Raw genomic sequence first — 24,633 nt, 5'->3', positions numbered from 1 at the left:
ACCCGCGACCTGCTGATTACAAATCAGCTGCTCTAGCCAACTGAGCTACACCGGCGACTAAAAATGGAGTGCAATTGTAATATTTTTTCAAATGGTTGTCAAGAGTTCGTGGGGACTTTTTTCAAAAATCGTCGTCGAATGCAGTGCGGTGATTCTTTCGGTTGTAACTTTTTTTGCGTTTGGCTTTCCGTATCTGATTGGCTTCGTGGAGAATGCGCGATTTGATCGATTCGACATCGAGATCGCTTGCACACATACGCTGTGTCAGCTCGATGAATTGTTCAAGCTTTTCAAAATAGTCGTTATAGAACGCCACCTTTTCCACGCCGTCGAGTTTCTGGCTGACCTTTTCGATGAAAGCATCGTAGTCGGATCTCTCGCCACCCTCCTGCTGCGCAAAATTGACAACACGGTTCAGATAGCGTTCAAGCTCTCGTTTGTAGCGTGTCTGTAAATACTTTTCCCGACGTTTCTCGTCCATCGCCTCTACCTGCTCCGCCGCTTCGATGGATCGACATGCCTGACGACAGCCACATCTTCAGCATGCCACAGCTGTCTGATGATCGCGTCCGACGCTTTGGCATACCCCTCTGTCATCGCGACCTTGACATAGGGTCTCTTTCCGAAACCCGCAGCCAGCTTCTCCGGCGCCATGTCCGGATCGAGCCGCACATCGAGACCGCTCTCCCGTCTGGCGAGAAAAAAGAACTCGACAAAACTCTCATGGAAGCGATTGAGAACATTGGACGTAAAGGCTTCAAAATCCTCCTGACCGCTCGCTTCGTATTCATCGATCAGCAGTGTGACCATCCGGTTCATCTCGCGGAGGGGTATCGTTCGGAAGACCACTTCCGCCGGACGTTTCCCTTCCGTGTATTCGCACCCCAGGAAGATCCGCGCCGACTTGTCCTCCTTGCCGTACTTGCTATTGCGCAAACCGACGATACCGATATCGGCGTGTTTATGGCGCCCACACCCTTTCATGCATCCGGAAAACCCCACCTTGATATCATGCTCCACCAGCCGCTCCTGGGGAAGATAGTGCGCCTCCTCTTTGATGCTCCAGTAGGAAAAAGGGCAGTATTCGCTTCCCGCACACGCGACGACCGTCGGCGAGGCCTCACGAACCGTGAAGGAAACCGTTTCGTCGGGAAGGCCTAGCAGATAGAGCTGCTGGTCGATGCCGATACGCACTTCCGCCCCATGCCTCGTCGCGTATTCGGACACCTTTTTCACCTCGTCCGGCCGGATGAGACCGTAATCGGTACGATAGCGGTACCCATAGGTACCGTCCCGCAATTTTTCCGTATCGCCAAAATGTCGTTTGTGCAACAGTGATTTTCCAGCCGTTCGCCATGGCTTTTCGTAACATTCGGCGATGAAATCTTTCACCTGTTCCATTCCGTAATGCTCTATCATATGAAAGAGACGGCTCTTCATCCGTTTTTCGCGCAGACCGTAGCGGTTGAACGCCTCGATGACCGCCGTAGCGAAACCGACGACCTCCTCTTCGCCCACGAAAATATCGGCCGGTTGCGATACTTCCGTGTTTTTCCCGCCCATGTAGACGTTGAAACCCTTTTCTCCATCCTTTTCGGCAAGGCCGAAGAATAGATCGTTCGAAAAGAGCGGCCAGCTGTTTTCCCGCATCCCTGTGATACCGATGGAGATACGCCGCGGCAGCATGCCCACAAGCTCCGGATTTTTATGAAAGACGTCATGCATCTTTTCGATGATCGGAAAGGCTTCGATCTCGCAGCTCGAGCCACGTCCGTCGAAAGGGTCGGTGACGACGTTTCGGACATTGTCTCCGAAGGTCTGCCAGGTGCTGAGCCCCGCCATGGCGTTGATGCGGTTGAAAAGTTCCAGCACGTTGTCGGCTTCGATTCCGTGCAGCTGGATACCCGAGCGTGCCGTCAGCAGCAGGGTCAAATCGTGCAATTCCACCAGTTCGGCAATCTCGGCGAAATTTTCCGCACCGACCCGACCGCCCGGTACGCGGACGCGGAGCATGAAACTCTCCTCTTCGAGTTCGGAGTTGAAGATGCCGAAATCCTGGAGATAGACGCGGTCGCTTTCCGCCAGACTCTCGAAGTCAAGAGTCTCGATCTGAGGGAACCAGTCGTAGGGACGCAGGGCCGCCTTGTATTTCTCATAACGCTTTTCGGTCAGATGCTCGGGGGCGTACATCATGGTAATATTCCTGAAGTTTTTGGTTTCATTCTACTTTTTTCGACCTTTTTTTCAGTTGATACGGGGAAAGTGGGTAGTGGGTAGTGGGTAGTGGGTAGTGGGTAGAAAGCTGACGTATATCAGCTTGATCCGAAATCAAAATCTCTTCGCAAAATGATTTTTCCGATTCCCGACTTTCGTTCACCGTTCACTCTTCCCTATTCACCCTCTTCGCATCCTTTGGGCCGTCAAGGAAAAGCATCGGATCGACATAGACCCTGTCGATCAACACGGAAAAGTGCAGATGGGGACCCGTCACTCTGCCGGTTTTACCAACCAGGCCGATCTTGTCCCCTTTGCGGACCCGCTCTCCCGGTTCGACGTCGATTCGGGAGAGATGGGCGTAGAGCGTCATCAGACCCTGACCGTGCTCGATGAAGACGAGATTGCCGCTGAAAAAGAAATCGCCTGCGTCTACGACATAGCCGTCCGACGCGGCCACGACGGTTTCTCCTTCGGGTGCGGCGATATCGATCCCTTTGTGGGGAGAGCGTGGCTGACCGTTGAAGAACCTGCGCAGGCCAAACGGACTGCTGATCTCTCCCGAAACGGGCCAGACAAAATCGACATCCGGCATTGAACCGGTTCGAAACGCTTTGTCCCTGCGTTTGCGTACCGACTCCTTTTTGATCCGGATCATATCTTCCGCTGCGGGATTGACCTTGCGCCTGTTTTTGACGCTCAAATGCTGCACCGCATATCTTTTCTCTTCTATTTCGACGGCCTCGAGCTTCTCTTTTCTCTTCCTATTCTCGAAATAGATAAAGTATCTTCCCGCTTTCGCATCCAGCGGAATGGGAAAGATCGCATATCTTTTTCCGTTCTTTTCGTAAACGACGCCACGCCGATCCATGAACCGCATCTTTTCGCCCTGCATCGGCTTGGGAACCGCGATTGTGACGACTCCCCCCGGTACAGGAGAGGAAACGGGGGCCGCTGCGAGCAGTGAGAGAAGTCCAAACCATACCGATAAATGTTTCATCAACCATATTATATTCAAGAAACTCTACAAAAAGGCGTGCTACCATTTGGAAAATTGCAAGGAGAGATATGTGAAAACGATGCGATGGGTCCTATCGGCGCTTCTATGCGCAACTATCGCCCACGCGACGGTGAACTATCCCGGTAGCGTAGCCCAACCGGTCCAGAACCTGGAGCACTATCTCGAGTATCTCTTCGACGACGCGATGGATTTCGTCTGTACGGAGAGCGGCAGAGAGATCCGCTGCGTGGAAAAGGATTTCAACCGGACCGAAACGGACGAAAACAACGCGACCGTACAGACCCGATTCGAACGGCTGGAACTCTTTTTCGACAAAAGCGTTCTTCCCTATTTCGAAAAAGTGTCGTTCGATGCGGCCATGGCCGAATACAGAGCCGCGGAAAAAGTGCGTGAAAAAGAGCGGGCGGGCGGCAAAAAAGTGCCGAAACCCGTTCCGACGCCCCTCAAAGACGCCATGGACAGAGCATTGTGGAGCAAGCTCGACAAGATGGTCCTGAAAAATCTGCGTGTGGATGTCTCGAAACCGAAAGCCCATACCGCCGTTGGGGAAATCGTCTATGAAAACGCCATGAAAACAAGCGACGGCAACGCCTCGTACAGCGAACGCGTTTTCGGCACCATGTCGCTGCGCTACAAAGATTTCGTGGCGGTATCCGAAGATGCCGCCGACTCGGCCTACGTCACGCTGGCGCACCGGCTCGAATCGTGGCTCGAGACCAACGACACGGTACGGGCCGACTATGTCGGAAAGAGGCTGCAGCAGATCTATGCCGACCGCATGACATCCCCGAGCAGCGGCTCCCTGATACTTGCGACAGCCTATCGGGGAGAGGACACGCTCTCGCTGAAAATCCACGCTGTCGGAAACAATGCAAGGGGCGACAGAAGCCTCTTCTCGTTCGACAGCGAAGTGCATCGCCTCTCGTCTCTCATACCGCCGAAAGAGAAAGACGGGCAGGCAAAGGGAAAAGAGCAGGGAGGAATGCCCGATTTTCTTTTTCTCTCCATGGATTTCAACAGCACGATCCACAACGGGAAGTACCGCGATCTTCTAAAAAACGACAGCCGTTTCAGAGGCTACATCATGGAGTACGACAGACTCATAGGCGCGCACTACGACGATGCGGTCAAAACGTACGGTCAAAATCCCGTCGTCGCGAAATGGTTCAAAGGGGCGAAAGAGGCGTTGTCGAAGATGATCCGGGCAGAGGCCGAACGGTTCGGGGTTTCCGTCAGGAACAGAACGGGCGCTACCGCGATGCAGCTGGTCGGCATGGTGATCGGCCAACTCGCGGTCATGGGGAAAAAGGGAACGGATGCCCAGAAAGAGAAGATCATTCTCGATACTGCGGCACAGCATCTCGATATACGTATCGAAGCGAAGTAGACAGCGGATCACATCCATCCGCTGCCGGGATCCGTTTTTTCAAGATCCGAGGGGCGGGTTAGGATCTCTCTCTGCGCTTGAAATTGCCGTTTCGCTGGGGACGCGGTCCTCCGCTTTTGGCAAAAGAGTGGTTCCCGGGACTCTTTCTTCGGCGGTTGCCGCCACGCTTGCTCACCGGTTCCGCTTTGATGGAAGGGTCGGGATGGTAGCCTTCGATCAGCACTTTTTCGATACGGGTGTCAGTCAGTTTCTCGATCCGGTGCAGCAGATGTTTCTCGTCGACACAGACCAGGGAAAAGGCCTCCCCCGCATTGCCTGCACGACCGGTACGACCGATACGGTGTACGTAATCCTCCGCCACTTCCGGCAGATCGAAGTTGACCACCTGGCCGAGCCGGTCGATATCGATACCGCGCGCGGCCACATCGGTCGCCACTAGCACGCGTACACGCCCATCTTTGAAGGCTTTGAGCGCTTTCATGCGTGCCGCCTGGGTCTTGTTGCCGTGGATCGACGTGGAGGGCAGTCCGTCCTGCGCCAGGCGCTTCGAGAGTTTGTCGGCACCATGCTTGGTCCGGGTAAAGACCAGTACCTGTCTCCAGCCATTGGATCCGATAAGATGGCTCAGAAGATCGGCCTTTTTCGCCCTGTCGACCGGATGGACCGTCTGTTTGATCCGATCGGCCGTCGTGTTCTCGGCAGCGACACTGATCATTTCGGGCTCTTTGAGGATCGAACGACTCAGACGCTTGATCTCGTTGGAGAATGTCGCGGAAAAGAGCAGATTCTGTCTAAAATGGGGCAGTTCGGCAATAATTTTCTTGATATCGTGAATGAAGCCCATATCGAGCATACGGTCCGCTTCGTCGAGGACGAGGAATTCGACCCGGCTCAGATCGACGTGGCCCTGATTGAGATGGTCGAGCAGACGCCCCGGCGTGGCGACGAGGATATCGACCCCGTTGCGCAGCGTGCGGGTCTGCGGCTGGATGCTGACACCCCCGTAGATCTCCGCGCTTTTGAGTTTCAGGTATTTGCCGTAGGTGCGCACACTCTGGTGCACCTGTGCCGCCAGTTCGCGGGTCGGCGTCAGTACGAGCGCCCGGACATACCGTTTGCCGTGACCTTTGTGATGGGTCAGCTTCTCCAGCATCGGCAGCGTGAAAGCTGCCGTTTTGCCAGTGCCGGTCTGTGCGGCGGCAAGAAGGTCCTTTCCGTTCAAAACGACAGGAATCGCCTCGGCCTGGATCGGTGTCGGTTCGGTGTAGCCCTCTTCTTCGACGGCACGCATGATGTGATGGTTCAGGTTTAGAGTCTTGAATGACATAGTGTATGGTTCTTTCTGTCTGACCCGCACACCGATCGGTTTGCAATCGTCTGTCCGGTCCCGGGCGCAACAATGGTTTTGATTTTTTGTGAGTAGTCTAAAAGAGGACAATCGTCTAGAAGATCATTAAAGTATACTCGCTCCGTAGAGCAGCGAAAGATAGACCGAAGTATCTTTTGATTGACCGGAGTATAGCGGAAGATGGAAGGTTTGTAAAGGGCGCTATAATATCGCCATGAAAACTATACGTTACAACGACCGTATTGTCACACCGTCCAAGATCGTCTGCGTAGGACGCAACTACGTCGAACACATCGAGGAGCTCGGCAACGAAATACCGGAAAACATGGTGATTTTCAACAAACCCAACTCCGCCATTTCCGACACGTTCCGCTATTTCGGCGAAGAGACACGTTTCGAAGGGGAGATCGCACTTCTGATCATACAAGGGGAGATCGCCGGCATCGGCTTCGGCTTCGACCTGACCCATGCCGACATCCAGAACCGGCTCAAATCCAAGGGACTGCCCTGGGAACGGGCCAAAGCGTTCGACGGCTCGGCGATTTTCACGCCCTTCGTCGAAGCCCCCTCCGATTTGAATGGTATCGGATTCCGGCTTTTTCGCAACGGCGAGTTGGTCCAGGAGGCCCGCTACGATCTCATGATCCACAAACCCCGTGCCATCGTCGAAGAGATAGACGCTTTCATGACCCTCGAACCGGGCGACATCGTCATGACAGGCACGCCCAAAGGGGTCTCGACCTACGAAAGGGGAGACCACTTCGAGGTTGAACTTTTTTCGCAAGATGATATACTGCTCAAAAACGACTGGAGCGTCACGTCATGATCGACAAGACCAAACTTCCCACCGTCTCTTTCGACGAGATGAACAGCGTGCACTACGAGGAGGTCGAACATATCAACCGTTTGCTGGAACTTCTCGATACAGACGCGGAAATCTCCGACATCACCACGGCTGTCGAAACACTGCTCGAACATATGCAGGAGCACTTCAGCTATGAGGAATCGATGCTGAAAAACCGAGGCTTCGGCATGTTTGATATTCATCGCAGCGACCACAATCGGATCATGGGAGAGACACGCATGGCCTATATGAACTGGCGCAATTTCAAAGACCGGGACGCACTGAAGGATTTCATTGAGGAGGATTTCATCGAGTGGCTGAATCTGCACATCCAGGCAATGGACAGCGTCGCCGCCGATTTTCTGATGCAGCACGGAATCGATGCATGACGATACTCTTCGCCCCAAGTGAAGGAAAACGTCCGGGTGGTGACCTTCCGCCTCTCGACGAAGGCGCTTTCTGTTTTCCGGAACTGTATGAGAAACGCATCGAGGCGATCGACCGGTATAATACATTCGTACAAATGGCCGATCTCCAGAATCTTCAGAAACTCTTCGGCATAAAAGAGGAGAAGCTTATCGAACGGTATCGCACCGACATGTTCGCCGCGCCGACTATGAAAGCGGTCGAACGGTACGACGGAGTCGCCTACGACCATCTCTCCTATGCAGAACTGCCGCAACAGGCGCAACAGTATATCGATGAACACCTGATCATATTTTCCAATCTCTTCGGACCGGTCTGCGCCAAAGACCGTCTTCCGGACTATAAACTCAAACAGGCTGAACGAATCGGGGATTTCATTCCCGAAAAATTCTATAATCACCATTTTGGTCGAAAACTGACCGAGTATCTGGAAGAGAACGGCCCCATCGTCGATCTGCGCGCCGGTTTTTACGAAAAGTTCTACAAAATTCCGATGCCCCACGTGACGATGAAATTTCTGAAAAACGGCAAAGCCGTCAGCCACTGGGCCAAAGCCTATCGGGGTATCGTCTTGAAAGAGATGGCAAAGCATGCTATTATGGATGAAGAACGTCTCATGGCAATGGACATCGAAGGACTTTCGATCAAAGAGATCAGACAGATGCACAACAAAAAAGAGATCATCTACGAAATTACGATATGACCATAGAAGAGAACAGCGAGCACTCCATTGACTTCTGCATGTTGGATTATCCGTGCAGCTACCTGCCGGAGAAAAAGACACGGATGTTCTACCGCTATATGCGGCATGCCAGCAAAGAGCTCGTGACCGAACTGGTCCAGAGAGGCTGGCGGCGGTTCGGATGCTACTTTTTCCACCCCATATGTGCCAGATGTAACGAGTGCAAAAGTCTCCGTATCGATGTCGGACGGTTCACACTCTCGAAGTCCCAGAAGCGGGTCATGAAAAAAAACCGGGAGACAATGATCTATATCCGCAAGCCGGGCATGACCCAGGAGCATCTGGACCTCTACAACCGTTTCCACCAATACAAAAGTGAAACGAGTGGGTGGAAATTCACCCCCGTCAATCCCCATCTCTATTATGAAAATTTCGTCGATGGAGCGCACAACTTCGGCAAAGAGATTCTCTATTTCATCGACGACAAACTGGTCGGTGTCGATCTGATCGACATGACGGAGGATGGCATCAGCTCCATCTACTTCTATTACGATCCCGATTATGCCAGATACTCGCTCGGTACCTATTCGCTCCTGATGCAGATCCAGCTTGCGAAACAGATGGGATTTGAATGGATCTATCTCGGATACTGGGTCAGAGGATGCCGCTCGTTTGCATACAAGACCAATTTCAGACCGCTTGAGATGCTGGACGGATTCCCCCCTTTGAGCGAAAAACCGGAATGGATTGCATTTCCTTCCGACTGAAAGATTTCCGTTATTTCATTTTTTCCGTAAACCGGAACCTATATCAAAAATCTACTCCACCGGATCAAAGAGGACAGCATCGACTTGTCGCGTAAACCTTTTCATAAAATCCGCAGTTGATCATAAATATAAATAACTATTAATGCGTCTTTTAATCATCATAATCGATTGATATAATGCCTTCCCTATATTGGCTTCAACCAAACCTGTTCCATACCACAAGGATATATCATGATCAGACGACTCGTAGTGACCGGCTTTGTCGGCACATCACTTCTATGGGCGACCAATGGCGACGAACTCATCGGCATCGGGCCCAAATCACGCGCCATGGGCGGTATCGGCATCGCACTCGACCTCGGTGCGGAAAACGGGCTAAACAACCCGGCTTTCATCGGCACCCACGGGAAACAAGAGTTCCTGCTGGGCGGCACACTCTTTCTGCCCGACGTATCGTACGATGGAGGAGAGGGATACAAAGATAGCGATGCCGACATAAGTGTCATACCGGCAGCCTCTCTGGGTGGCCGCATCAACGACCAACTAAGCTTCGGTGTGGGCATGTTCGGAACCGCGGGCATGGGTGTCGACTACCGGGACGACAGTACCAATTCGACACTCCAGATGGTCACATCGCTGCAAATCATGAAGTTTGCTGTTCCGATATCGTACAAATACAACAATTTTCGCATTGGATACGCCCCCTATGTCCAGTACAGCTCTCTGGACATGCAGTACAAGGAACCGACTCTTATCGGACGCCGACGTGGAGCCGGGCTTGCACAGGAGCTGGGAATCGGGCATATCGTCGGAGCCGGGTACACCTTCGACGGCGACAAGATTGCGGGGGTGGATCTGAGCGGACTGAATGTGGGAGTGGTCTACAAGACCTCTGTCGACATGGATTTCAAAGATCAGCTCGAGGTTGCGACCGAACTCTTCGAAATGCTCGGATACATCGAAGATCTCGGCGATACGCTGGAGCAGCCTTCACAGTTCGGCGGCGGCGTCTCCTACCGGTGGAACCAGCATATCATCGCTTTCGACTGGAAACACATCAACTGGGGTGATGCCAAAGGCTACAAGGTGCTCAAATGGGATGACCAGGATGTCTTCGCGTTTGGTTATGCATACGAAACGGAGACGTGGTCGCTGCGAGCCGGCTACAACTATGCCTCCATGCCGTTCGAAGAGCAGGACGGTACAACGGCACAGGGTGCGACACTCAACCTCTTCAATCTGCTGGGTTTCCCCGCGACGATTGAACAGCATTTTACATTCGGGGGAGAGTATTGGGTCAACCGGCATCTGAGTTTCAACGGTGCATTTGTCTATGCGCCCGAAACGACGACCACCTACGATACGTCAGGCATCAATCCGCTTCCATCAATACCATTTATCCCGGGGATCATCGGGGATACTGCCAGTGTAAAACATCAGCAGTCAAGCCTTACCTTTACGATTAACTACCAGTATTAAGCGTGAAGAACCGGTTTCAGCAATGGAGCCGGTCAGCTCTCTGCAATTCTGTTTTTCTCCCGCAGGCTGCGAAGAAAAGAGGGGAAAAAGAGAGAGCCAAAAAGTATCAGGCTATACCCGTTGAGTTCCAGTGTCTCCTCATAAAAATCGTGATGCGCGAAATGCATCTTTTCGAACAGGTCTCCGCCAAGCAGCATCAAGCCGCCGATAAAAACGATCAGACCCAGTTTCGAAAAGACGATCGACTGGATAAGAGTTTTGTATCTGGAAAAATTCTTGATAATGTAGACCGCTGTCAAAAACCACAGAACACCCAGAATCGTATCTTTGACACGACCGACTGTCACGAGCGCGACAATGGCAGGAACATTCAGCTCTTCGAAATCGACTTCCCTCAGAAACATTGTCAGCCACAGCAGCATGCCGACAAATACCACAGCTCTTTCACCTCTCTGCGCAAAAAGAAGCGTCAAGGTGAATAGAGTGAAGCTAATGACAAGAAAAAGAGCCTGAAGATTTTCTATGATCTGGAACTCTCCGTAGATATAGCTTTTCTCCAAAACGATACCCTGATAATAGAAATAGATATCCATCAGAGCGATCAATAACACGGCGATGACGATATGATGCTTCTTCAAACCAAACTACTTGTTCAACAGCGCTTTGACACGTTCAACGACGTTGGGAATCGTAAATCCGAAATGTTTGAACAGATCACCCGCTTTCCCGCTGGCACCGAAACTGTTCATACCAAGTACCTCATCGGCAAAACGGTACCATTCGTTGCCGGTTGCCGCTTCGATCGCCAGTACTTTCGTATTCGGATCGATAATCATGTCGATATACTCCTGCGGCTGCTCACACAGAAGTTCGTAACACGGTACCGATACGACATTGGCCATAATACCCTGCTCTTCAAGATGACATCCCGATTGCAACGCCAGCATCACTTCCGACCCGCTGGCGATCAGAGTGACCGTCGCGTTCTCCCGCTTCTTGATCATATAACCGCCATTTTCAACACTGCCATGGGCAATATCATCTTTGAGAACCTTGAGTTTCTGACGGCTGCAGACAAATGCCGATGGCGCCTCGGTTTTCAGTGCGATTTTCCAACATGCTACGTTTTCGCTCGCATCGGCCGGCCGGAATGTATAGAAATCCGGCAGCGCACGGAACTGGCTCAGATGTTCGATGGGCTGATGGGTCGGGCCGTCCTCGCCGACGCCTATGCTGTCGTGCGTCCAGACGAAGAAGTGTTGCAGGCCACTGAGTGCTGCGATGCGAGCCGCCGGTTTGAGATAATCGCTAAAAACGAAAAAAGTGGCACTGAAAGGGAGCAGCGGGCCGTAGGCCGCGATGCCATTGGTGATGGCTGCCATCGCATGCTCGCGAATGCCGAAGTGAAGATTTTTGCCAAGCGGAAAATCTCTCATATCTTTGAGCTCGGTTTTGTTGGAGGGTGCCAGATCCGCACTTCCGCCAAAGAAACCCGGAAGCGCCTTGGCGATGGCATTGAGAATCTTTCCGTTGCTGTCGCGCGTCGCCACTTCGCTTCCCGCTTCGAACTCGGGCCATTCGATCGCATCGAAATCGGGATTGAGAAGACGCTCAAGGGCCTCGTTCTGCTCGATATATGGGGTCTGTTTGAGCAGATGGTTCCACTCTCTTTCGGCCAGTTCCCCCTCTTCCACCGCACATCGGAAACGTACGAGGACATCATCGGGAATATAGAATTTTTTCTCCGGATCGAACCCCGCAACCTCTTTGGCACGGGCAATCAGATCATTACCAAGCGGCGACCCGTGGCTGTTGTGATCGCCGGCCATCTCCAACGCACCCTTGGCGATAATCGTATGCGCAATAATCAGAACAGGCTTGTCCGCTTTTTTTGCAAGTTCCAATGTTTCGTCTATCTGCTGATAGTTGTGCCCATCCGTCTCAAGAACTTTCCAGTCCTGTGCTTCGAATCGCAATCTGACATCTTCCGTCCATGCCAGCGATGTGTCCCCTTCGATTGTGATGCGGTTGGAATCGTAGATCATAATGAGATTGTCAAGCTGCTGCTTGCCGGCAATGGCACACGCTTCGTAACTGATCCCTTCCATCAGATCGCCGTCGCCACAGAGGCAGTAGACAGTATGGTCGATGATTTTGGCCGTTTCGGAGTTGACAATACCGGCACAGTATTTGCTGGCCATCGCCATTCCGACTGCATTGGCGACACCCTGCCCAAGCGGTCCTGTCGTAATCTCTATACCGGGCGTATGGTCAAACTCCGGATGGCCGGGTGTTTTGCTTCCAAGTTGTCGGAACTGCTTCAGATCATCCATCGAAAGGTCATAACCCCACAGATGAAGCAGCGAATAGATAAGTCCCGTGGCATGTCCGCCACTGAAAACCAGCCGGTCACGGTTCAGCCATTTCGGATTGTTCGGATTATGTTTCAAATGGGCGGAAAGCACGACAGCGATATCGGCAAGTCCCATCGGTGCACCGGGATGTCCGCTGTTGGCCTCCTGTATCATATCGGCCGCAAGAAACCGGATCGTATCGGCCATCTTTTTCATCATAGCTGTATCCATAAAAAGGGTCCTTTTTTATTGAGTAAAACGTTGAGAAGTGAGGAGTAAGAAGCCGAGAGTGCTTCCCACTCCTCATCTCTCACGGGTTTTTGTGGCGGTAGAGATACTTCGAAAGTATCGCCTCCAGCTCTTCTCGCAACGGCAGATCGAATCCCTCCAGCTGCACCCTGATCTTCTCCGCAAGTATATCGGCCCGCTCGCACGACCCGCTCAGACCAAAATGCGCGATATAACTGTTTTTGTCTTCATCGTTTCCGGTTGTTTTCCCTGCCGTTTCACTGCTTTCGGTTACATCGATGATATCATCCTGAATCTGGAAAAGAAGCCCCAGATCGAGCCCGAAATCAAAAAGTTTCCGTTGGCTTTCATCATCGAGACCGGCGATGATCGCTCCCATCTTCAGGCTGGCGGCAATCAGTCGACCCGTTTTGTACTCATGAAGAAAATCGACCTGTTCCGGATCGAGTTTTTTCCCTTCGAAATAGCAGTCGATTGCCTGTCCGAGCACCATACCTCCGATCCCCCCATTGTAAGCGAGCTCCTTGACCAATGCAATTTTCACATCGTTGTGAAGCGGGGCATCGGCGATCAAATAGAAGGCGTGCGTATTCAGTGCATCGCCGACCAGGACCGCCGTCACTTCATCGTATCGTTTGTGCAGTGTCGGTTCACCTCTACGAAGATCCGCATTGTCCATTACGGGCAGATCATCGTGAACCAGCGAATAGGTATGAAACATCTCCAGAGCCATTGCGACCGGATAGGCCCCTTCGCGAAGCATCGGAACATATGCATCCACAACGGCCAAAAGCAGCTGCGGACGAAAACGTTTCCCCCCTGCCAGCAGCATCACATTCAACGCTTCATCAAATATCGGATGGAAACTTGGTGCCTTGGGAAGGTGGGCAATCAAATACTCTTCAAATCGCTGCATTTCACGTCTTTAATATTTTGCGAATTATATCGAACCAAGCGGCAAAAAAAACTGAAAGCCGGCTCGATCCCACAGCATCGTCCCGGGAAGACGCTTCTTCATGGCGTATCCGCTCAATAGATCCCGGATTTCATGTTCGGAACCGACCATTTTCCCATCGATCATAAGCAAACGGTCACCTTTTCTCAATCCGCGTTCATATGCCTTTTTGTCAGGATCTATTTCTATGATACGCAGCGCATTGTCGAAATGAATACCAAAACGTTCGAGAAACGTATCGGACACCTTCCCGCCCCCCAAGCGCTCGAAACAGTTCAGATGTGCAGTCAAAGATCGACCCTGACGACTGATCCCGAGCAGAAGCGTCTCCTCGTTTTTGCAGCGATCGACCATCTGCAGTACGGATCGGAAATCGGGCGATTTTTTCCCATTGAGCGATTCGACCCTGTCACCCGGCAGCAGCGGAACATTGGCATACGGATCAACGCTCTCGATGATGATATTTGCGCCGTGAAGAGAAAACCGTACACCGATATCGCCATGACGAATATCCCCTCTCATCAACTGGCGGATAGCTTTTGTATCATACCATTCCCCCTCCCTTCCTACGATACCGGCCAGTTTGCAGCAACTGCCGAACAGCGCCCCTTCAATACCGTAGCGCTTGGAAAGTTTGCCCGGGTAGATGGCAACCGGATAGGAAAGGATTTTGACATCCTCCTTTTTGTCGGCGGGACAAAAATAGAGAGGTGGTCTGCTTTTGGTCAGGTAGAATGGCCGGCTGGTGTGGTCTTCAAAAAGACAGAGACCTTTCAACCGATCATACGCAACGATTTTTTTTCCAATCGGACATGCCAATGAAACGAACCGGTTTTTCTCAACCGCGTATGCAGGATGTCCCTGGACAACTTTGAAACTGCCGGGGAAAAAATCGAAACAACTTTCACCTGCCACACTTATCGAGAGAGTGAAAAAGAAGAGTGTAACGAAGTGCCGGATACGCATCAGCTTTGGCTGCTGCCCCCTCCGGCAAAAGGATTGAAACCGCCGCCCAGCATGCTCATGGCGGCACTTTTTTTATTGTCTTCGACCATCTTCATCACATCGTTGATGGCGGAGATGAGAAGAATCTGCAGAGCTTCCTTGTCTTCCAGGAGCGAATCGTCGATATCGATATCGATGATTTCTCCTTTGCCGTTCGCGGTGACTTTGACCAGTCCGCCGCCGCTTCTGGCCGTCAATTCGATGGATTCGGATTTCTCTTCGAGCTCTTTGGCCTTCTGCTGCACCTCTTCGAGCATCTTGCCCAGATCGCCCATATTGAGACCTTCGAACATCGCTTACAGCTCCTCGTGAACCGACGCGATTGTATTGGCGTTTTCGTTCATCAGTACGACGGTCGGCTTGTAGGCCTCGAGCTCCTCTTCGCTGTAGGAGGCGTAGGCGACGATAATGATTTTATCGCCCGGATGCGCTTTGCGGGCCGCGGCGCCATTCAGGCAGATATCTCCTTTGCCGCGTTCACCCTTGATGATATAGGTGCTGAAACGCTCGCCGTTGTTGATATTGAGAATCTCCACTTTCTGCCCTACCCGCATCTTGGCAGCATCCAGCAAATCCTCGTCGATCGTGATGGAGCCGACGTAGTTCAGATTGGCATCGGTCACGGTCGCACGGTGGATTTTGGAATAGAGCATTTCGATCTGCATGATTAGTGTGCTCCGGTCATCTTCATCATCTGCTCAGGAGTGATGGGATCATCCCATGCTTCCGCTTCGATCAGAAATTCATCGACCGGTTTTCCGCCGATAATATGCTCGTCGATGATACGGTCGATCTTCTCTTTCGTCAGATGTGCATACATGAAATGGCCCGGTTCTACCAGCATAACGGGACCGTACTGGCAGCGGTTTAGGCAGCCGGTACGCACAGGCTGGACAGTCCCGATGATCCCTTTTTCCATCAGGCGTTGAGCAAGATGCTGAAAAAGATCACGGTTTTCGGCCGTTACACAACTTGGCCGCGGCATGCCCGGAGGGGATGACTGCTCACACTTGAAAATATAAAATGCCGGCTGCGGAATACCCATACCAACTCCCTTGATTTCAGATAAATTTTGTCCAAATTATAGTGTTTGTCTCTTAAGCTTTGATTACACTATAATTTTAGCAGAATTTAGAAAAAAAGATAATACCAAAGGCAGACTATGTGGAGCGAACTCCTGACCGGCACCTTTCTGACTGTCGGCGGGGAAGTTCTGATCGTTTTGGCATTTTTGCACATGCTCTCGATCCGCCGTAGCCCGAGCAGCATGATCGCATGGACACTCGCTATATTTCTCGTACCCTACGCCGCCGTTCCGTTCTACTTTCTGTTCGGCAACCGCAAACTGATCAGACGCTACCAGAAACTCCAGTTTCTTCTGAAGCCAATCGACGGCACCACACCGGTTTGCGACCATCCCGTCGAAAAACTGCTCTATGCCAACGGTATTCCACCCGCATCGCCGGACAACCGTCTTATCCTTTTCGATTCACCCGAAAAGGTATACGACGCCTTTGTATCCCATATCGATCAGGCAAAGAAATCGATCGACATCTGTGTCTACGAACTGATTCCGGATGAGACGACAAAGCCTCTGCTCGATCGACTCAAAAGCCGATCGGAGGAGGGGGTACGGGTTCGACTGCTGCTCGATTCGATTGGCTCGGCACGCCTCTATCTTTTTGGTTCCGGACTTCGCGATCTGAAACGATCCGGTGTAGAAATCGCCTTCTTCATGCCATTTCTCAGATTTCCTTTCCGAAACTTCATCAATATGAGAAACCATCGAAAAATCTATATATTTGACAATCAGACCGTATTAACGGGCGGCATGAACATGTCACAGGAGTACTTTTCATACGATCCCGGCAAAACAACCTATACCGATATCCTGTGTGGAATCGAAGGGAAAGCGGCCCATTTCTACGCACAGATCTTTGCGATGGACTGGGCCTTTGCGACCCAACGCAAAGCCGAACTTCCCGCTGCTGTCAACGGCTCGTTCGGAACAACCTGCATCCAGGTAGCACCATCGGGTCCGGACACCCCGACCGACGGTGTCGTCGAAGCACTTCTCAGTGCGATTTGCAACGCCGAACGGAGAATCTGGATCTTCACCCCCTATTTCATTCCAAACGAAGAGTTTGTACATGCGCTGACCATCGCGCTGCATCGCGGCGTCGAAACAAAGATTGTCGTACCGGAACATTCCGACCATATCGTTTCCGATCTCGGACGCGGAAGCTATCTGAGAGAACTCTCCTCCAAAGGCGCCGACATTCTTCTTTACCCCGGAAAAGTGCTGCATGCCAAAGCGATGGTATTCGACGACTGCGCTCTTATCGGAACGATCAACTTCGACAATCGAAGCCTTTTCTATAATTTTGAAGTGGTCAGCTTCCTCTACTCTTTCAAAGATATCGAGACAATTTGTTCGTGGGGAGAGAAGCTGATGGATGGTTGCATACCGTATAAAATCTCCGAAAAGGGCTGGCTGATTCGGATGGAGAATCTGATGCGCATGCTGGCACCACTCGTATAAGGAAGCAAACGATGCAACTCTCTCTGCTATGCTGGAATATCCAGAAACGATCGTTGACACCGACGTTTCGACATGTTTTCGAACGGCTTCTGGAGCATCATTCCTGTGATCTCATCGCCCTGCAGGAGATCCGACTCCCCCACGGCCATATGCCGATCCATTTTCAGCATTTTTCTCATGCACTGAGCTGCAATATCATGCGCGACAGTCACTGCTTCGGCGTCATGACCCTTTCACGCCTGCCGCTCCTCGCATCCCACTCCTACCTTTCGAAAGCCAAAGAGGTCGGCGTAGCGACACGCAAAAGCGCCGTACTGACACAGCATCGGCTACCGGACGGACGCACGCTTTCGCTTCTGAATCTCCATGTCATCAATTTTGTTCCCTACGCCCTCTTCGCGAAGGAGCTCCATCGAATCGGCACCTTTCTATCGAAAGCGGAGCAGGATCATCTGATCATCGCGGGAGATTTCAATACATGGAATCCGAAAAGACAGACAAGACTGCAGGCGATGATGGAGGAGTTCGGTTTGGAGAAAGTGGTGCCCGACAATGAAAAGAAAATCAAGTCGATTCTTGGCGAACCGCTCGATCACATCTACTGCAGGGGCATGGATGTGAAGCATGCACTTGTTATCGATACACCTGTTTCGGACCACAATCCGATTGTTGCGACATTCACCGTGTAGCGAGGATTTCGCGGATCACTTCGCGGTCGTCGAAAGGGATCTTTTCGCCGTTGATCTCCTGCCATGTTTCGTCGCCTTTGCCCAGTACCAGCAGCGCTTCGCCCGCCTCCAGCTCCTCAATCGCCCGTGCGATCGCTTCTCGGCGGTCGACGAACTTTTCGACCTTCTCTTTCTCTTTGATGCCTGCAGCCATCTCCTCGATGATTGCGGAAGGATCTTCGCTTCTCGGATTGTCGCTGGTAAGATAGACCTTTTTCGCAATTGAAGCGGCCGCCCGTCCCATTTTCGGGCGTTTGCTTCTGTCTCTGTCGCCGCCCGCACCGAGTACGACACGAATCTCCTTCTCTTTGAGCGAATCGAGCACCTGCTTGATGCCGTCTTCGGTGTGGGCGAAATCGACAATGATGAGAGGATCTTCGCTCACTCTCTCCATGCGTCCCGCCACCCCTCCGAAATGCTCCGCCACTTCACAGATGTCACCCAGATCCTCATTGGTCAGGATATGCACCGCAGCGATGGCCGCCGTAATATTGTAGAGGTTGAAGTGCCCCTGCAGCGGCGTCTCAAACGGCACGACGGTTTCAAAATGTTTCAGCACACCGCTGACGCCGCCTCCCAGGGTATAGGCCATCACCTTGTAGGTCGCCGGATTTTCGATCCCGTAGCTGTAGGCATTTTTGGGGTTGAATTTCAGAATCTCTTCATCCCGGTTGACGAGCTTTTTCACGTCATCCTGAAAGAAACTGCTCTTGACAGCGCGATAGGCTTCGATCGAGCCGTGGTAGTCGAGATGATCGCTCGTAACGTTCGTGTGGATTTTCAGCGCGAATTCGATCCCGTCGATGCGATTCTGCTCGATCGCATGGGAGCTCACTTCCATCACGAAGAATTCGGCACCCCGTTTTCCAGCTTCCCATATATGCGCAATGGTTGCAAGCGACGGGGGTGTCGTCAATGACTTCTCTTCGACTTTCTCGTCGTTGATGAAAAGACCTCGCGTTCCCTGCAATGCCGCGTTGTAACCCAAATCCAGCAGCAGCGAATAGATGGCGGCGGCCGTTGTGGTTTTGCCATTCGTCCCGGTAATGCCGACGACTTCCATCTCCGCTATGCCCAGTTCGCCGATCAGTTGGGCAGGGGTAATGAGTTCGGCTCCACGCTCCTTCGCTTCACTCCAGAACCGTTCGTTGAGTTTGGTTGCAAGAAAGCGTGTCGTTTCGGCAGCATGCCGGCTGTCGTCTGTTACACGGCCGATGCCGCTTCCAAAGTCCACCGTCATATTCAGCCCTTGATCTTGTCGATCAGATCCTGAATTTTCTCTTCTCCCGGATAGGCGATGGCGGCCCCTTCGATATAACGCATTGCCATTTCGTTGAATCCGTTTTCGACAAGCTGCTGGATAAAATCGAGCAGCTCCTCTTTTTCCGTTATCACAACGCGCGTGGAAAACATGATATCTTCGAATGCACGGCGGAAACTTCCCCGCAGTTCGACAAGTTCCTTGAAATCACCGTAACCGATGCCGTTGATCGTCTCATCCCCTCCAAAGAGAGAACTGTCCAACAGATCGGAGATCTTTTCGAGAGCATCATCGAGCGAACCGATCATCTCTTCGATAATGCGCTCGGCATCCTCATTCCCTTCATCTTTCAGGACCTGATAGTATTCGAAAAGAGCCTGTGCCTCTTCATCGTTTTCATTGGCGATATCGCTCAGAATCGCCCCGATTCTCGCCTCTTTGAGAGAGGGAAAATCTCGGAGAAGAATACCGTAAACCCGCATCGCTTCTTCATACTCTCCACGATAGAAATGGTTTTCTGCACGTTCTAAAATTTTTTCGGTTTTTTTGCTTTTCATTGTTTCCTTAACCTATTTGATCCCATTGGTTTTCCATTCCGACAGGAACGTTGATCACTTCGATTTCAGGATGAATATCCATCCGCATTTGCCGTTCAACTCCATATTTCAACGTGCTTCCACTGCTGGCGCAGCCAATGCAAGCACCCTGCAGCTGGACATAGACTTTGCCGTTTTTGACGCCAAGCAGCTGAATGTCGCCGCCATCAAGCGCAAGCGATGGCCGTATTTTTTCGATCACTTTCTCCACTGCCGGATAGAGATCCTCATCACTGAAAGGTATCATTATTATCGTCCTAAAATCCAAATTGTGTTCTATAGTAGAACTATCATAACAAAAAAGTTTTCGTTTGGCAACAGGTTTTGCGTATTGTAGAAAGAGTTTAGAAGAATTTAATTTCGGGGCCTATGCCCCGAAATATCCGAACTTATACGAGTTCGATAATCGCCATATCCGCAGAGTCTCCCCGGCGCTGACGTGTTTTGATGATGCGTGTATATCCGCCGTTGCGTTCCGCATACTTCGGAGCGATCTCCTCGACCAGTTTTTTGGTCGCCTGCTTGTCCTGAAGTTTTGCAAATACGGCACGATGCGCGTTGAAATCGCCTGCTTTGGCGCGAGTAACCATCTTTTCGAAGACACTTCGGAGTGTCTTCGCTTTGGCGAGCGTGGTCTCGATACGGCCATGCTCGACCAAAGCGATCGAAAGGTTTTTCAGCAAAGCAGCGCGATGAGAAGATGTTCGGCTCAGTTTGCGATATCCATGTCGATGTCTCATCGTTTATCCTTCAATTTATTTTTTCGTTGTGTCGATTTTTTTCTTCAGCTGTTTCGCTGTCTCTTCGTCGAGTTCGGTCCCGACAGGAAAACCTGCCTCTTCAAGTTTTGCCTTGATCTCTTCCAGCGACTTCTTGCCGAGATTTTTGATCTCTTTGAGTTCGTTTTCAGTCATCAATGCAAGCTCGCCGATATATTTGAGACCGGCACGCTCGAGTGAATTGAAGCTCCTGGCACTCAGACCCAACGTATCGAGCCCCTGCATCAGTTTTTTGACCAACGGATTCTCCACTGCCGGCGTCGCGGCTTCCACCGCCACATTGATGTCGAGAATATTGTTGAAAACCGACATCTGGCGGTACATGACTTCAATCGTATTTTTGAATGCCGTCACCGGATCGATCTGGCCATCCGTCTCGATGTCGAAAACGATCTTTTCATAATTGGGATTGTCTTCGACCAGCATATTTTCGATTGTATAGTTCGCAGCGCGCACCGGTGTAAAGAATGCATCAAGGCCGATGTACCCTTCCGGCAGCGAATCGCGCAGATCTTCACTCGGCACGTAACCGATACCCTGATGGATCAGCAGGCTGAAGTTGAGCTCCGCGTCTTCGTTCAGAGTTGCGAGAAATCCGTCCGGTGTCACGACTTCGACCTGATCGTTACTCAAGTCGGCACCCGTGATTTCGATAGGTCCCGCAAAACTGTAATTCACTTCGACCTTCTTTTCGTCACCTTTGATTTTGAAACGGAGGTTTTTGAGATTGATGATGAATACGGCAACATCCTCAAGCATTCCGCGTACAGAATCAAACTCGTGCGATGCCCCCTCGATTTTCACACCGATCGGAGCGTATCCGATGGTACTGCCAAGAAGCAGACGGCGGATCGGATGCGCGAGAGAGACGGCGTAACCCGTCTCGAACGGGTAGGCCGTGATGCGCATACGGTTTTCGCCGGTCTGTTCGATTTCGACTTCGCTCGGCATAAAGGGTGATGTTTTGATTCTTTTCATGGGCAACTCGCTTTATTATTTGCTGTAAAGCTCGACAATCAATCGCTCTTCTACAGGAATGACAACCTCTTCACGCTCAGGAATGCGTGTAAAGATCCCGAATACTTTGTCGTGATCAACGTCAACCCACGGCGCGATACCGGTCTGTCGTGTCAGCTCCATCGCACGCTGAATCTGCGGGTTATTTTTGCTCTTTTCGCGCACTTCGATCTTCTGTCCCGCTTTGACACGGAACGAAGGAATGTTGACGCGTTTGCCGTCGACAAGAATGTGGCCATGTGTGACAAGCTGGCGTGCGAATGCACGTGTCGTCGCGAATCCCATGCGATAGACAACATTATCAAGACGTCGTTCCAGAAGTGCAATCAGGTTTTCCCCTGTGTTGCCTTCCATACGGTTCGCGTCTTTGAAGAGTCGGCGGAACTGCTTTTCAGCCACACCGTACATATATTTCGCTTTCTGTTTTTCGCGAAGCTGCATGCCGTACTGGCTGATCTTCGTTCTGCGCTGTCCGTGCTGTCCCGGTGCATACGGGCGCTTGTCGAGCGCGCTCTTTCCTGCAAGTCTTCGTTCGCCTTTGAGTCCGAGACTCACACCCAGGCGACGTTCGATTTTTTCTACTGGTCCTCTATATCGTGCCATCTCGTCCCCTTATACTCGTCGTCGTTTCGGAGGTCTGCAACCGTTGTGCGGAAGCGGTGTGATATCCTTGAACCACATCACGCGAATGCCTTCGATTGCCCCTACGCTCTTGACAGCCGTTTCACGGCCGCTGCCAGGTCCCTGTACCTTGATACCGACCTCTTTGATCCCATGCTCCATGGCTTTCGCCATCGCATCTTCGACCGCCTGCTGTGCTGCATAAGGAGTGGACTTTTTGCTTCCCTTGAATCCGAGAGATCCTGCGCTGCTCCATGAAATCACGTTGCCCGCTTCGTCCGTTACCGTAATGACAGTGTTGTTGTATGTCGCACTGATGTAGACCACACCGCGTGCGATATTCTTTTTAACAATCTTTTTTCTGGTTGCTTTTCGTTTTGCCACACTTTACTCCTTACTTGCTTGCCGCGCCGACAGTTTTACGTTTACCTTTGCGTGTACGTGCATTGGTTTTCGTCTTCTGTCCGCGAACCGGAAGACCACGTCGATGGCGAAGACCGCGATAGTTGCCAAGGTCCATCAGCGATTTGATGTCCATCGCGACTTTTTTGCGAAGATCCCCTTCAACCATGTAGTTTTCCTGGATCTCTTTACGAATCGCTGCGGCTTCCTCTTCACTCATTTCATGGACGCGCTTGTCATAGCTGATACCGGTTGCATCGAGAATTTTTCTCGATGTCGTCAAGCCGATACCGTAAATATATGTCAGCGCATACTCCAGACGCTTCTTCTTGGGTAGATCAACACCTGCTATACGTGCCATCTCTTATCCTTGTCTCTGTTTGTGTTTTGGGTTGACACAGATGACGCGAACAATGCCTTTTCGTTTGATGATTTTGCACTTGTCGCACATCTTCTTGACCGATGGTCTGACTTTCATCATTGTCTCCTTGATACGTTTCGGCGGAAAGCCACCGAAACTGCGCTAACGCTGAGTTCTCCTCAGCGGAGGGCTCACGCGCAGTTGAACCGCGCTTGTAAACCGACTCATTCTCGTTTCTATGCTGTGTCCGCTTCGGCAGCGGGCCCCAGCCGCACTGATGCGGCTTTCGATGAAAGGCGTTTCGCTCTTTCATCGGGAAGGCACAAATTGCCTTTTATTAATACACAGCAACGCATACCCATAACCTGGAGTGGTGATTGAGAAGAGTGCAGCGAAGCAGACGACGCGGAACGCGGCGTACTGCTCACTGCTCACTGCTCACTACTCACTACTCACTCGTTCGAAAAACCGCTGAAAGCGGTTTTTGCACTGACCAACAAACCCAAAAATATGGAATTTGCCCCCGAATTAGGTTTGGCGAGCCTATGCCAAACCGACCCTTGCATAAACAGTGCGATTTATGCAAAACTCCTTCATATAGATGGAAAAGGGGATGGAATGATACCTTAAGCTAACTTACAGCTTACTTATATCTGTAAGTTATGCGGCCTTTGTCGAGGCTGTACGGTGTCAATTCCACCTTCACCTTGTCTCCCGGAAGGATCCGGATATAGTGCATACGCATCTTCCCTGCAATATGACACAATACCACGTGGCCGTTTTCGAGCTCGACGCGGAATGTCGCATTCGGAAGTGCTTCGATCACTTTACCGTCTATTTCTATGACATCATCTTTTGCCATTTCTATCTCCTTTAAGATTGCGAGAGTATCTCTGCTTTATTGCCAACAACTGCGACCGTATGTTCATAGTGACTGGTGCGCATACCGTCCTGGCACACCACTGACCATTTGTCTTCCAATATTTTCGGTGTCCCGTCCTTCTGGCAGATCATCGGTTCGAGACAGAAGACCATACCGTTTTTGATCTTCGGTCCGCTTTTTGGCGATCCGTGCTCCAGATAGTTCGGAATCTCGGGTTCTTCATGCGGTTTTCTGCCGATCCCGTGTCCGCAGAAGTTGAGCAGCGGCGTATATCCCCGCGATTTGATGAAGGTTTCGAGTTCCAGGCTCAACTCTTTGAAACGCATACCCGGCCGGATGACGTCGATTGCATGGTAGAGCGCATCTTTGGCGCAGGCGATCAGTTTTTCGTCCGATTCAGATATGGTTCCCACCGGCATCGTGATCGCGGCGTCACCATACCAGCCGTCCACTTCCGTACCGATATCGAGACCGAGAATGTCACCCTCTTTGATTTTCGTATCGTCGGGAATACCGTGGATAATCACTTCATTGAGAGAGGTACAGACTGCTGCGGGAAAACCGTAGAGGCCCTTGAATGAAGGCCGCGCCCCTTTGGAGCGCAGAAACTCTTCACCCATCCGGTCGATCTCTTTGAGAGTCATGCCGGGTTTGACACTCTCCTGTAGATATTGGAGCGTCTCCCCGACAATCTTGTTCGCTTTGCGTAGTT

At 51.5% G+C, this 24,633-nt stretch carries 30 protein-coding genes; 8 read left to right on the top strand and 22 right to left on the bottom strand.

Going from position 1 to position 24,633, the window contains the following annotated elements:
* Positions 1–121 precede the first annotated feature (121 nt).
* From Q1K24_RS04285 to Q1K24_RS04275, 3 genes are all read right to left on the bottom strand, one after another.
* Positions 122–481 (bottom strand): hypothetical protein, encoded by a 360-nt coding sequence (locus Q1K24_RS04285; protein WP_300366477.1) that lies wholly within the window; start codon positions 479–481, stop codon positions 122–124.
* A 5-nt stretch (positions 482–486) separates the two neighbouring features.
* Positions 487–2,193 carry a nitrite/sulfite reductase gene (locus Q1K24_RS04280; protein ID WP_300366474.1) on the bottom strand — a complete coding sequence of 569 codons (1,707 nt, stop codon included), beginning with the start codon at positions 2,191–2,193 and terminating at the stop codon, positions 487–489.
* A gap of 187 nt (positions 2,194–2,380) precedes the next feature.
* Complete coding sequence (locus Q1K24_RS04275) at positions 2,381–3,214, bottom strand: peptidoglycan DD-metalloendopeptidase family protein (protein ID WP_300366471.1); 834 nt, start codon at positions 3,212–3,214, stop codon at positions 2,381–2,383.
* A gap of 70 nt (positions 3,215–3,284) precedes the next feature.
* Here Q1K24_RS04275 and Q1K24_RS04270 point away from each other — a divergent pair, with 70 nt between their 5' ends.
* Positions 3,285–4,622, top strand: a complete 1,338-nt coding sequence (locus Q1K24_RS04270; protein WP_300366468.1) for a hypothetical protein — start codon at positions 3,285–3,287, stop codon at positions 4,620–4,622.
* Positions 4,623–4,680: 58 nt separating this feature from the next.
* Here Q1K24_RS04270 and Q1K24_RS04265 read toward each other — a convergent pair whose 3' ends face one another.
* Positions 4,681–5,949: a DEAD/DEAH box helicase gene (locus Q1K24_RS04265; RefSeq protein ID WP_300366465.1), complete on the bottom strand. Its 1,269-nt coding sequence runs from the start codon at positions 5,947–5,949 to the stop codon at positions 4,681–4,683.
* A gap of 235 nt (positions 5,950–6,184) precedes the next feature.
* Here Q1K24_RS04265 and Q1K24_RS04260 point away from each other — a divergent pair, with 235 nt between their 5' ends.
* The 5 genes from Q1K24_RS04260 to Q1K24_RS04240 all read left to right on the top strand — a co-directional run bounded on the left by Q1K24_RS04260 (position 6,185) and on the right by Q1K24_RS04240 (position 10,168).
* The gene (locus tag Q1K24_RS04260) at positions 6,185–6,796 is read left to right on the top strand and encodes a fumarylacetoacetate hydrolase family protein (protein ID WP_300366462.1); all 612 of its coding nucleotides are present in this window, start codon (positions 6,185–6,187) and stop codon (positions 6,794–6,796) included.
* Positions 6,793–7,203, top strand: a complete 411-nt coding sequence (locus Q1K24_RS04255; protein WP_300366459.1) for a hemerythrin family protein — start codon at positions 6,793–6,795, stop codon at positions 7,201–7,203. Before Q1K24_RS04260 ends, Q1K24_RS04255 begins: the two co-directional genes overlap by 4 nt.
* On the top strand, positions 7,200–7,943 hold the full coding sequence (locus tag Q1K24_RS04250; protein ID WP_300366456.1) for a YaaA family protein: 744 nt from the start codon (positions 7,200–7,202) through the stop codon (positions 7,941–7,943). The genes Q1K24_RS04255 and Q1K24_RS04250 overlap by 4 nt, the downstream gene beginning before the upstream one ends.
* Positions 7,940–8,689: an arginyltransferase gene (locus Q1K24_RS04245; protein ID WP_300366453.1), complete on the top strand. Its 750-nt coding sequence runs from the start codon at positions 7,940–7,942 to the stop codon at positions 8,687–8,689. The genes Q1K24_RS04250 and Q1K24_RS04245 overlap by 4 nt, the downstream gene beginning before the upstream one ends.
* 231 nt (positions 8,690–8,920) lie before the next feature.
* On the top strand, positions 8,921–10,168 hold the full coding sequence (locus Q1K24_RS04240; protein WP_300366451.1) for an outer membrane protein transport protein: 1,248 nt from the start codon (positions 8,921–8,923) through the stop codon (positions 10,166–10,168).
* Positions 10,169–10,200: 32 nt separating this feature from the next.
* Here Q1K24_RS04240 and Q1K24_RS04235 read toward each other — a convergent pair whose 3' ends face one another.
* The 7 genes from Q1K24_RS04235 to Q1K24_RS04205 all read right to left on the bottom strand — a co-directional run bounded on the left by Q1K24_RS04235 (position 10,201) and on the right by Q1K24_RS04205 (position 15,776).
* Complete coding sequence (locus Q1K24_RS04235) at positions 10,201–10,806, bottom strand: hypothetical protein (RefSeq protein WP_300366448.1); 606 nt, start codon at positions 10,804–10,806, stop codon at positions 10,201–10,203.
* 6 nt (positions 10,807–10,812) lie between these two features.
* Positions 10,813–12,753, bottom strand: a complete 1,941-nt coding sequence (gene tkt, locus Q1K24_RS04230) for a transketolase (RefSeq protein ID WP_300366446.1) — start codon at positions 12,751–12,753, stop codon at positions 10,813–10,815.
* A gap of 79 nt (positions 12,754–12,832) precedes the next feature.
* The gene (locus tag Q1K24_RS04225) at positions 12,833–13,687 is read right to left on the bottom strand and encodes a polyprenyl synthetase family protein (RefSeq protein ID WP_300366443.1); all 855 of its coding nucleotides are present in this window, start codon (positions 13,685–13,687) and stop codon (positions 12,833–12,835) included.
* A 24-nt stretch (positions 13,688–13,711) separates the two neighbouring features.
* On the bottom strand, positions 13,712–14,692 hold the full coding sequence (locus Q1K24_RS04220; RefSeq protein ID WP_300366441.1) for a PDZ domain-containing protein: 981 nt from the start codon (positions 14,690–14,692) through the stop codon (positions 13,712–13,714).
* Positions 14,692–15,024 carry a YbaB/EbfC family nucleoid-associated protein gene (locus Q1K24_RS04215; protein ID WP_300366438.1) on the bottom strand — a complete coding sequence of 111 codons (333 nt, stop codon included), beginning with the start codon at positions 15,022–15,024 and terminating at the stop codon, positions 14,692–14,694. The genes Q1K24_RS04220 and Q1K24_RS04215 overlap by 1 nt, the downstream gene beginning before the upstream one ends.
* 3 nt (positions 15,025–15,027) lie before the next feature.
* Positions 15,028–15,396, bottom strand: a complete 369-nt coding sequence (gene panD, locus Q1K24_RS04210) for an aspartate 1-decarboxylase (protein ID WP_300366435.1) — start codon at positions 15,394–15,396, stop codon at positions 15,028–15,030.
* 2 nt (positions 15,397–15,398) lie between these two features.
* Entirely contained in the window at positions 15,399–15,776 is a 378-nt protein-coding gene (locus tag Q1K24_RS04205) for a (2Fe-2S) ferredoxin domain-containing protein (RefSeq protein ID WP_300366432.1), read from the bottom strand.
* 117 nt (positions 15,777–15,893) lie between these two features.
* Here Q1K24_RS04205 and Q1K24_RS04200 point away from each other — a divergent pair, with 117 nt between their 5' ends.
* Entirely contained in the window at positions 15,894–17,273 is a 1,380-nt protein-coding gene (locus tag Q1K24_RS04200) for a phospholipase D-like domain-containing protein (protein WP_300366429.1), read from the top strand.
* Between the two features lie 11 nt (positions 17,274–17,284).
* A complete protein-coding gene (locus Q1K24_RS04195) occupies positions 17,285–17,962 on the top strand; it encodes an endonuclease/exonuclease/phosphatase family protein (protein WP_300366426.1) in 678 nt (225 codons plus the stop codon).
* Here Q1K24_RS04195 and Q1K24_RS04190 read toward each other — a convergent pair.
* The 11 genes from Q1K24_RS04190 to map form a co-directional block, all read right to left on the bottom strand.
* Positions 17,952–19,241 (bottom strand): UDP-N-acetylmuramoyl-L-alanyl-D-glutamate--2,6-diaminopimelate ligase, encoded by a 1,290-nt coding sequence (locus Q1K24_RS04190; protein ID WP_300366424.1) that lies wholly within the window; start codon positions 19,239–19,241, stop codon positions 17,952–17,954. The two genes, Q1K24_RS04195 and Q1K24_RS04190, sit on opposite strands and share 11 nt — an antisense overlap.
* Positions 19,242–19,243: 2 nt before the next feature.
* The gene (locus Q1K24_RS04185; RefSeq protein ID WP_300366421.1) at positions 19,244–19,819 is read right to left on the bottom strand and encodes a hypothetical protein; all 576 of its coding nucleotides are present in this window, start codon (positions 19,817–19,819) and stop codon (positions 19,244–19,246) included.
* 7 nt (positions 19,820–19,826) lie between these two features.
* Positions 19,827–20,105: a NifU family protein gene (locus Q1K24_RS04180; protein ID WP_300366418.1), complete on the bottom strand. Its 279-nt coding sequence runs from the start codon at positions 20,103–20,105 to the stop codon at positions 19,827–19,829.
* A gap of 142 nt (positions 20,106–20,247) precedes the next feature.
* On the bottom strand, positions 20,248–20,598 hold the full coding sequence (gene rplQ / locus Q1K24_RS04175) for a 50S ribosomal protein L17 (RefSeq protein ID WP_300366415.1): 351 nt from the start codon (positions 20,596–20,598) through the stop codon (positions 20,248–20,250).
* A gap of 15 nt (positions 20,599–20,613) precedes the next feature.
* Positions 20,614–21,615, bottom strand: a complete 1,002-nt coding sequence (locus Q1K24_RS04170) for a DNA-directed RNA polymerase subunit alpha (RefSeq protein ID WP_300366412.1) — start codon at positions 21,613–21,615, stop codon at positions 20,614–20,616.
* A 15-nt stretch (positions 21,616–21,630) separates the two neighbouring features.
* A complete protein-coding gene (gene rpsD, locus Q1K24_RS04165; protein WP_300366409.1) occupies positions 21,631–22,257 on the bottom strand; it encodes a 30S ribosomal protein S4 in 627 nt (208 codons plus the stop codon).
* 9 nt (positions 22,258–22,266) lie between these two features.
* The gene (gene rpsK, locus Q1K24_RS04160) at positions 22,267–22,659 is read right to left on the bottom strand and encodes a 30S ribosomal protein S11 (RefSeq protein WP_286336187.1); all 393 of its coding nucleotides are present in this window, start codon (positions 22,657–22,659) and stop codon (positions 22,267–22,269) included.
* A gap of 10 nt (positions 22,660–22,669) precedes the next feature.
* Positions 22,670–23,038 carry a 30S ribosomal protein S13 gene (rpsM, locus tag Q1K24_RS04155; protein WP_300366405.1) on the bottom strand — a complete coding sequence of 123 codons (369 nt, stop codon included), beginning with the start codon at positions 23,036–23,038 and terminating at the stop codon, positions 22,670–22,672.
* A 3-nt stretch (positions 23,039–23,041) separates the two neighbouring features.
* Positions 23,042–23,155, bottom strand: a complete 114-nt coding sequence (rpmJ, locus tag Q1K24_RS04150; RefSeq protein WP_092912916.1) for a 50S ribosomal protein L36 — start codon at positions 23,153–23,155, stop codon at positions 23,042–23,044.
* 526 nt (positions 23,156–23,681) lie between these two features.
* On the bottom strand, positions 23,682–23,900 hold the full coding sequence (gene infA / locus Q1K24_RS04145; protein WP_092912918.1) for a translation initiation factor IF-1: 219 nt from the start codon (positions 23,898–23,900) through the stop codon (positions 23,682–23,684).
* An 11-nt stretch (positions 23,901–23,911) separates the two neighbouring features.
* Positions 23,912–24,633: type I methionyl aminopeptidase (gene map, locus Q1K24_RS04140; protein WP_300366400.1), on the bottom strand; the 722-nt coding region annotated here is incomplete at its 5' end.

The sequence above is a fragment of the Hydrogenimonas sp. genome (assembly GCF_029932565.1).
In the GTDB taxonomy this organism is placed as follows: Bacteria; Campylobacterota; Campylobacteria; order Campylobacterales; family Hydrogenimonadaceae; genus Hydrogenimonas.
The sequence above is the reverse complement of the archived record's forward strand: the minus strand, read 5'-3'. Positions and strand labels throughout refer to the sequence as shown.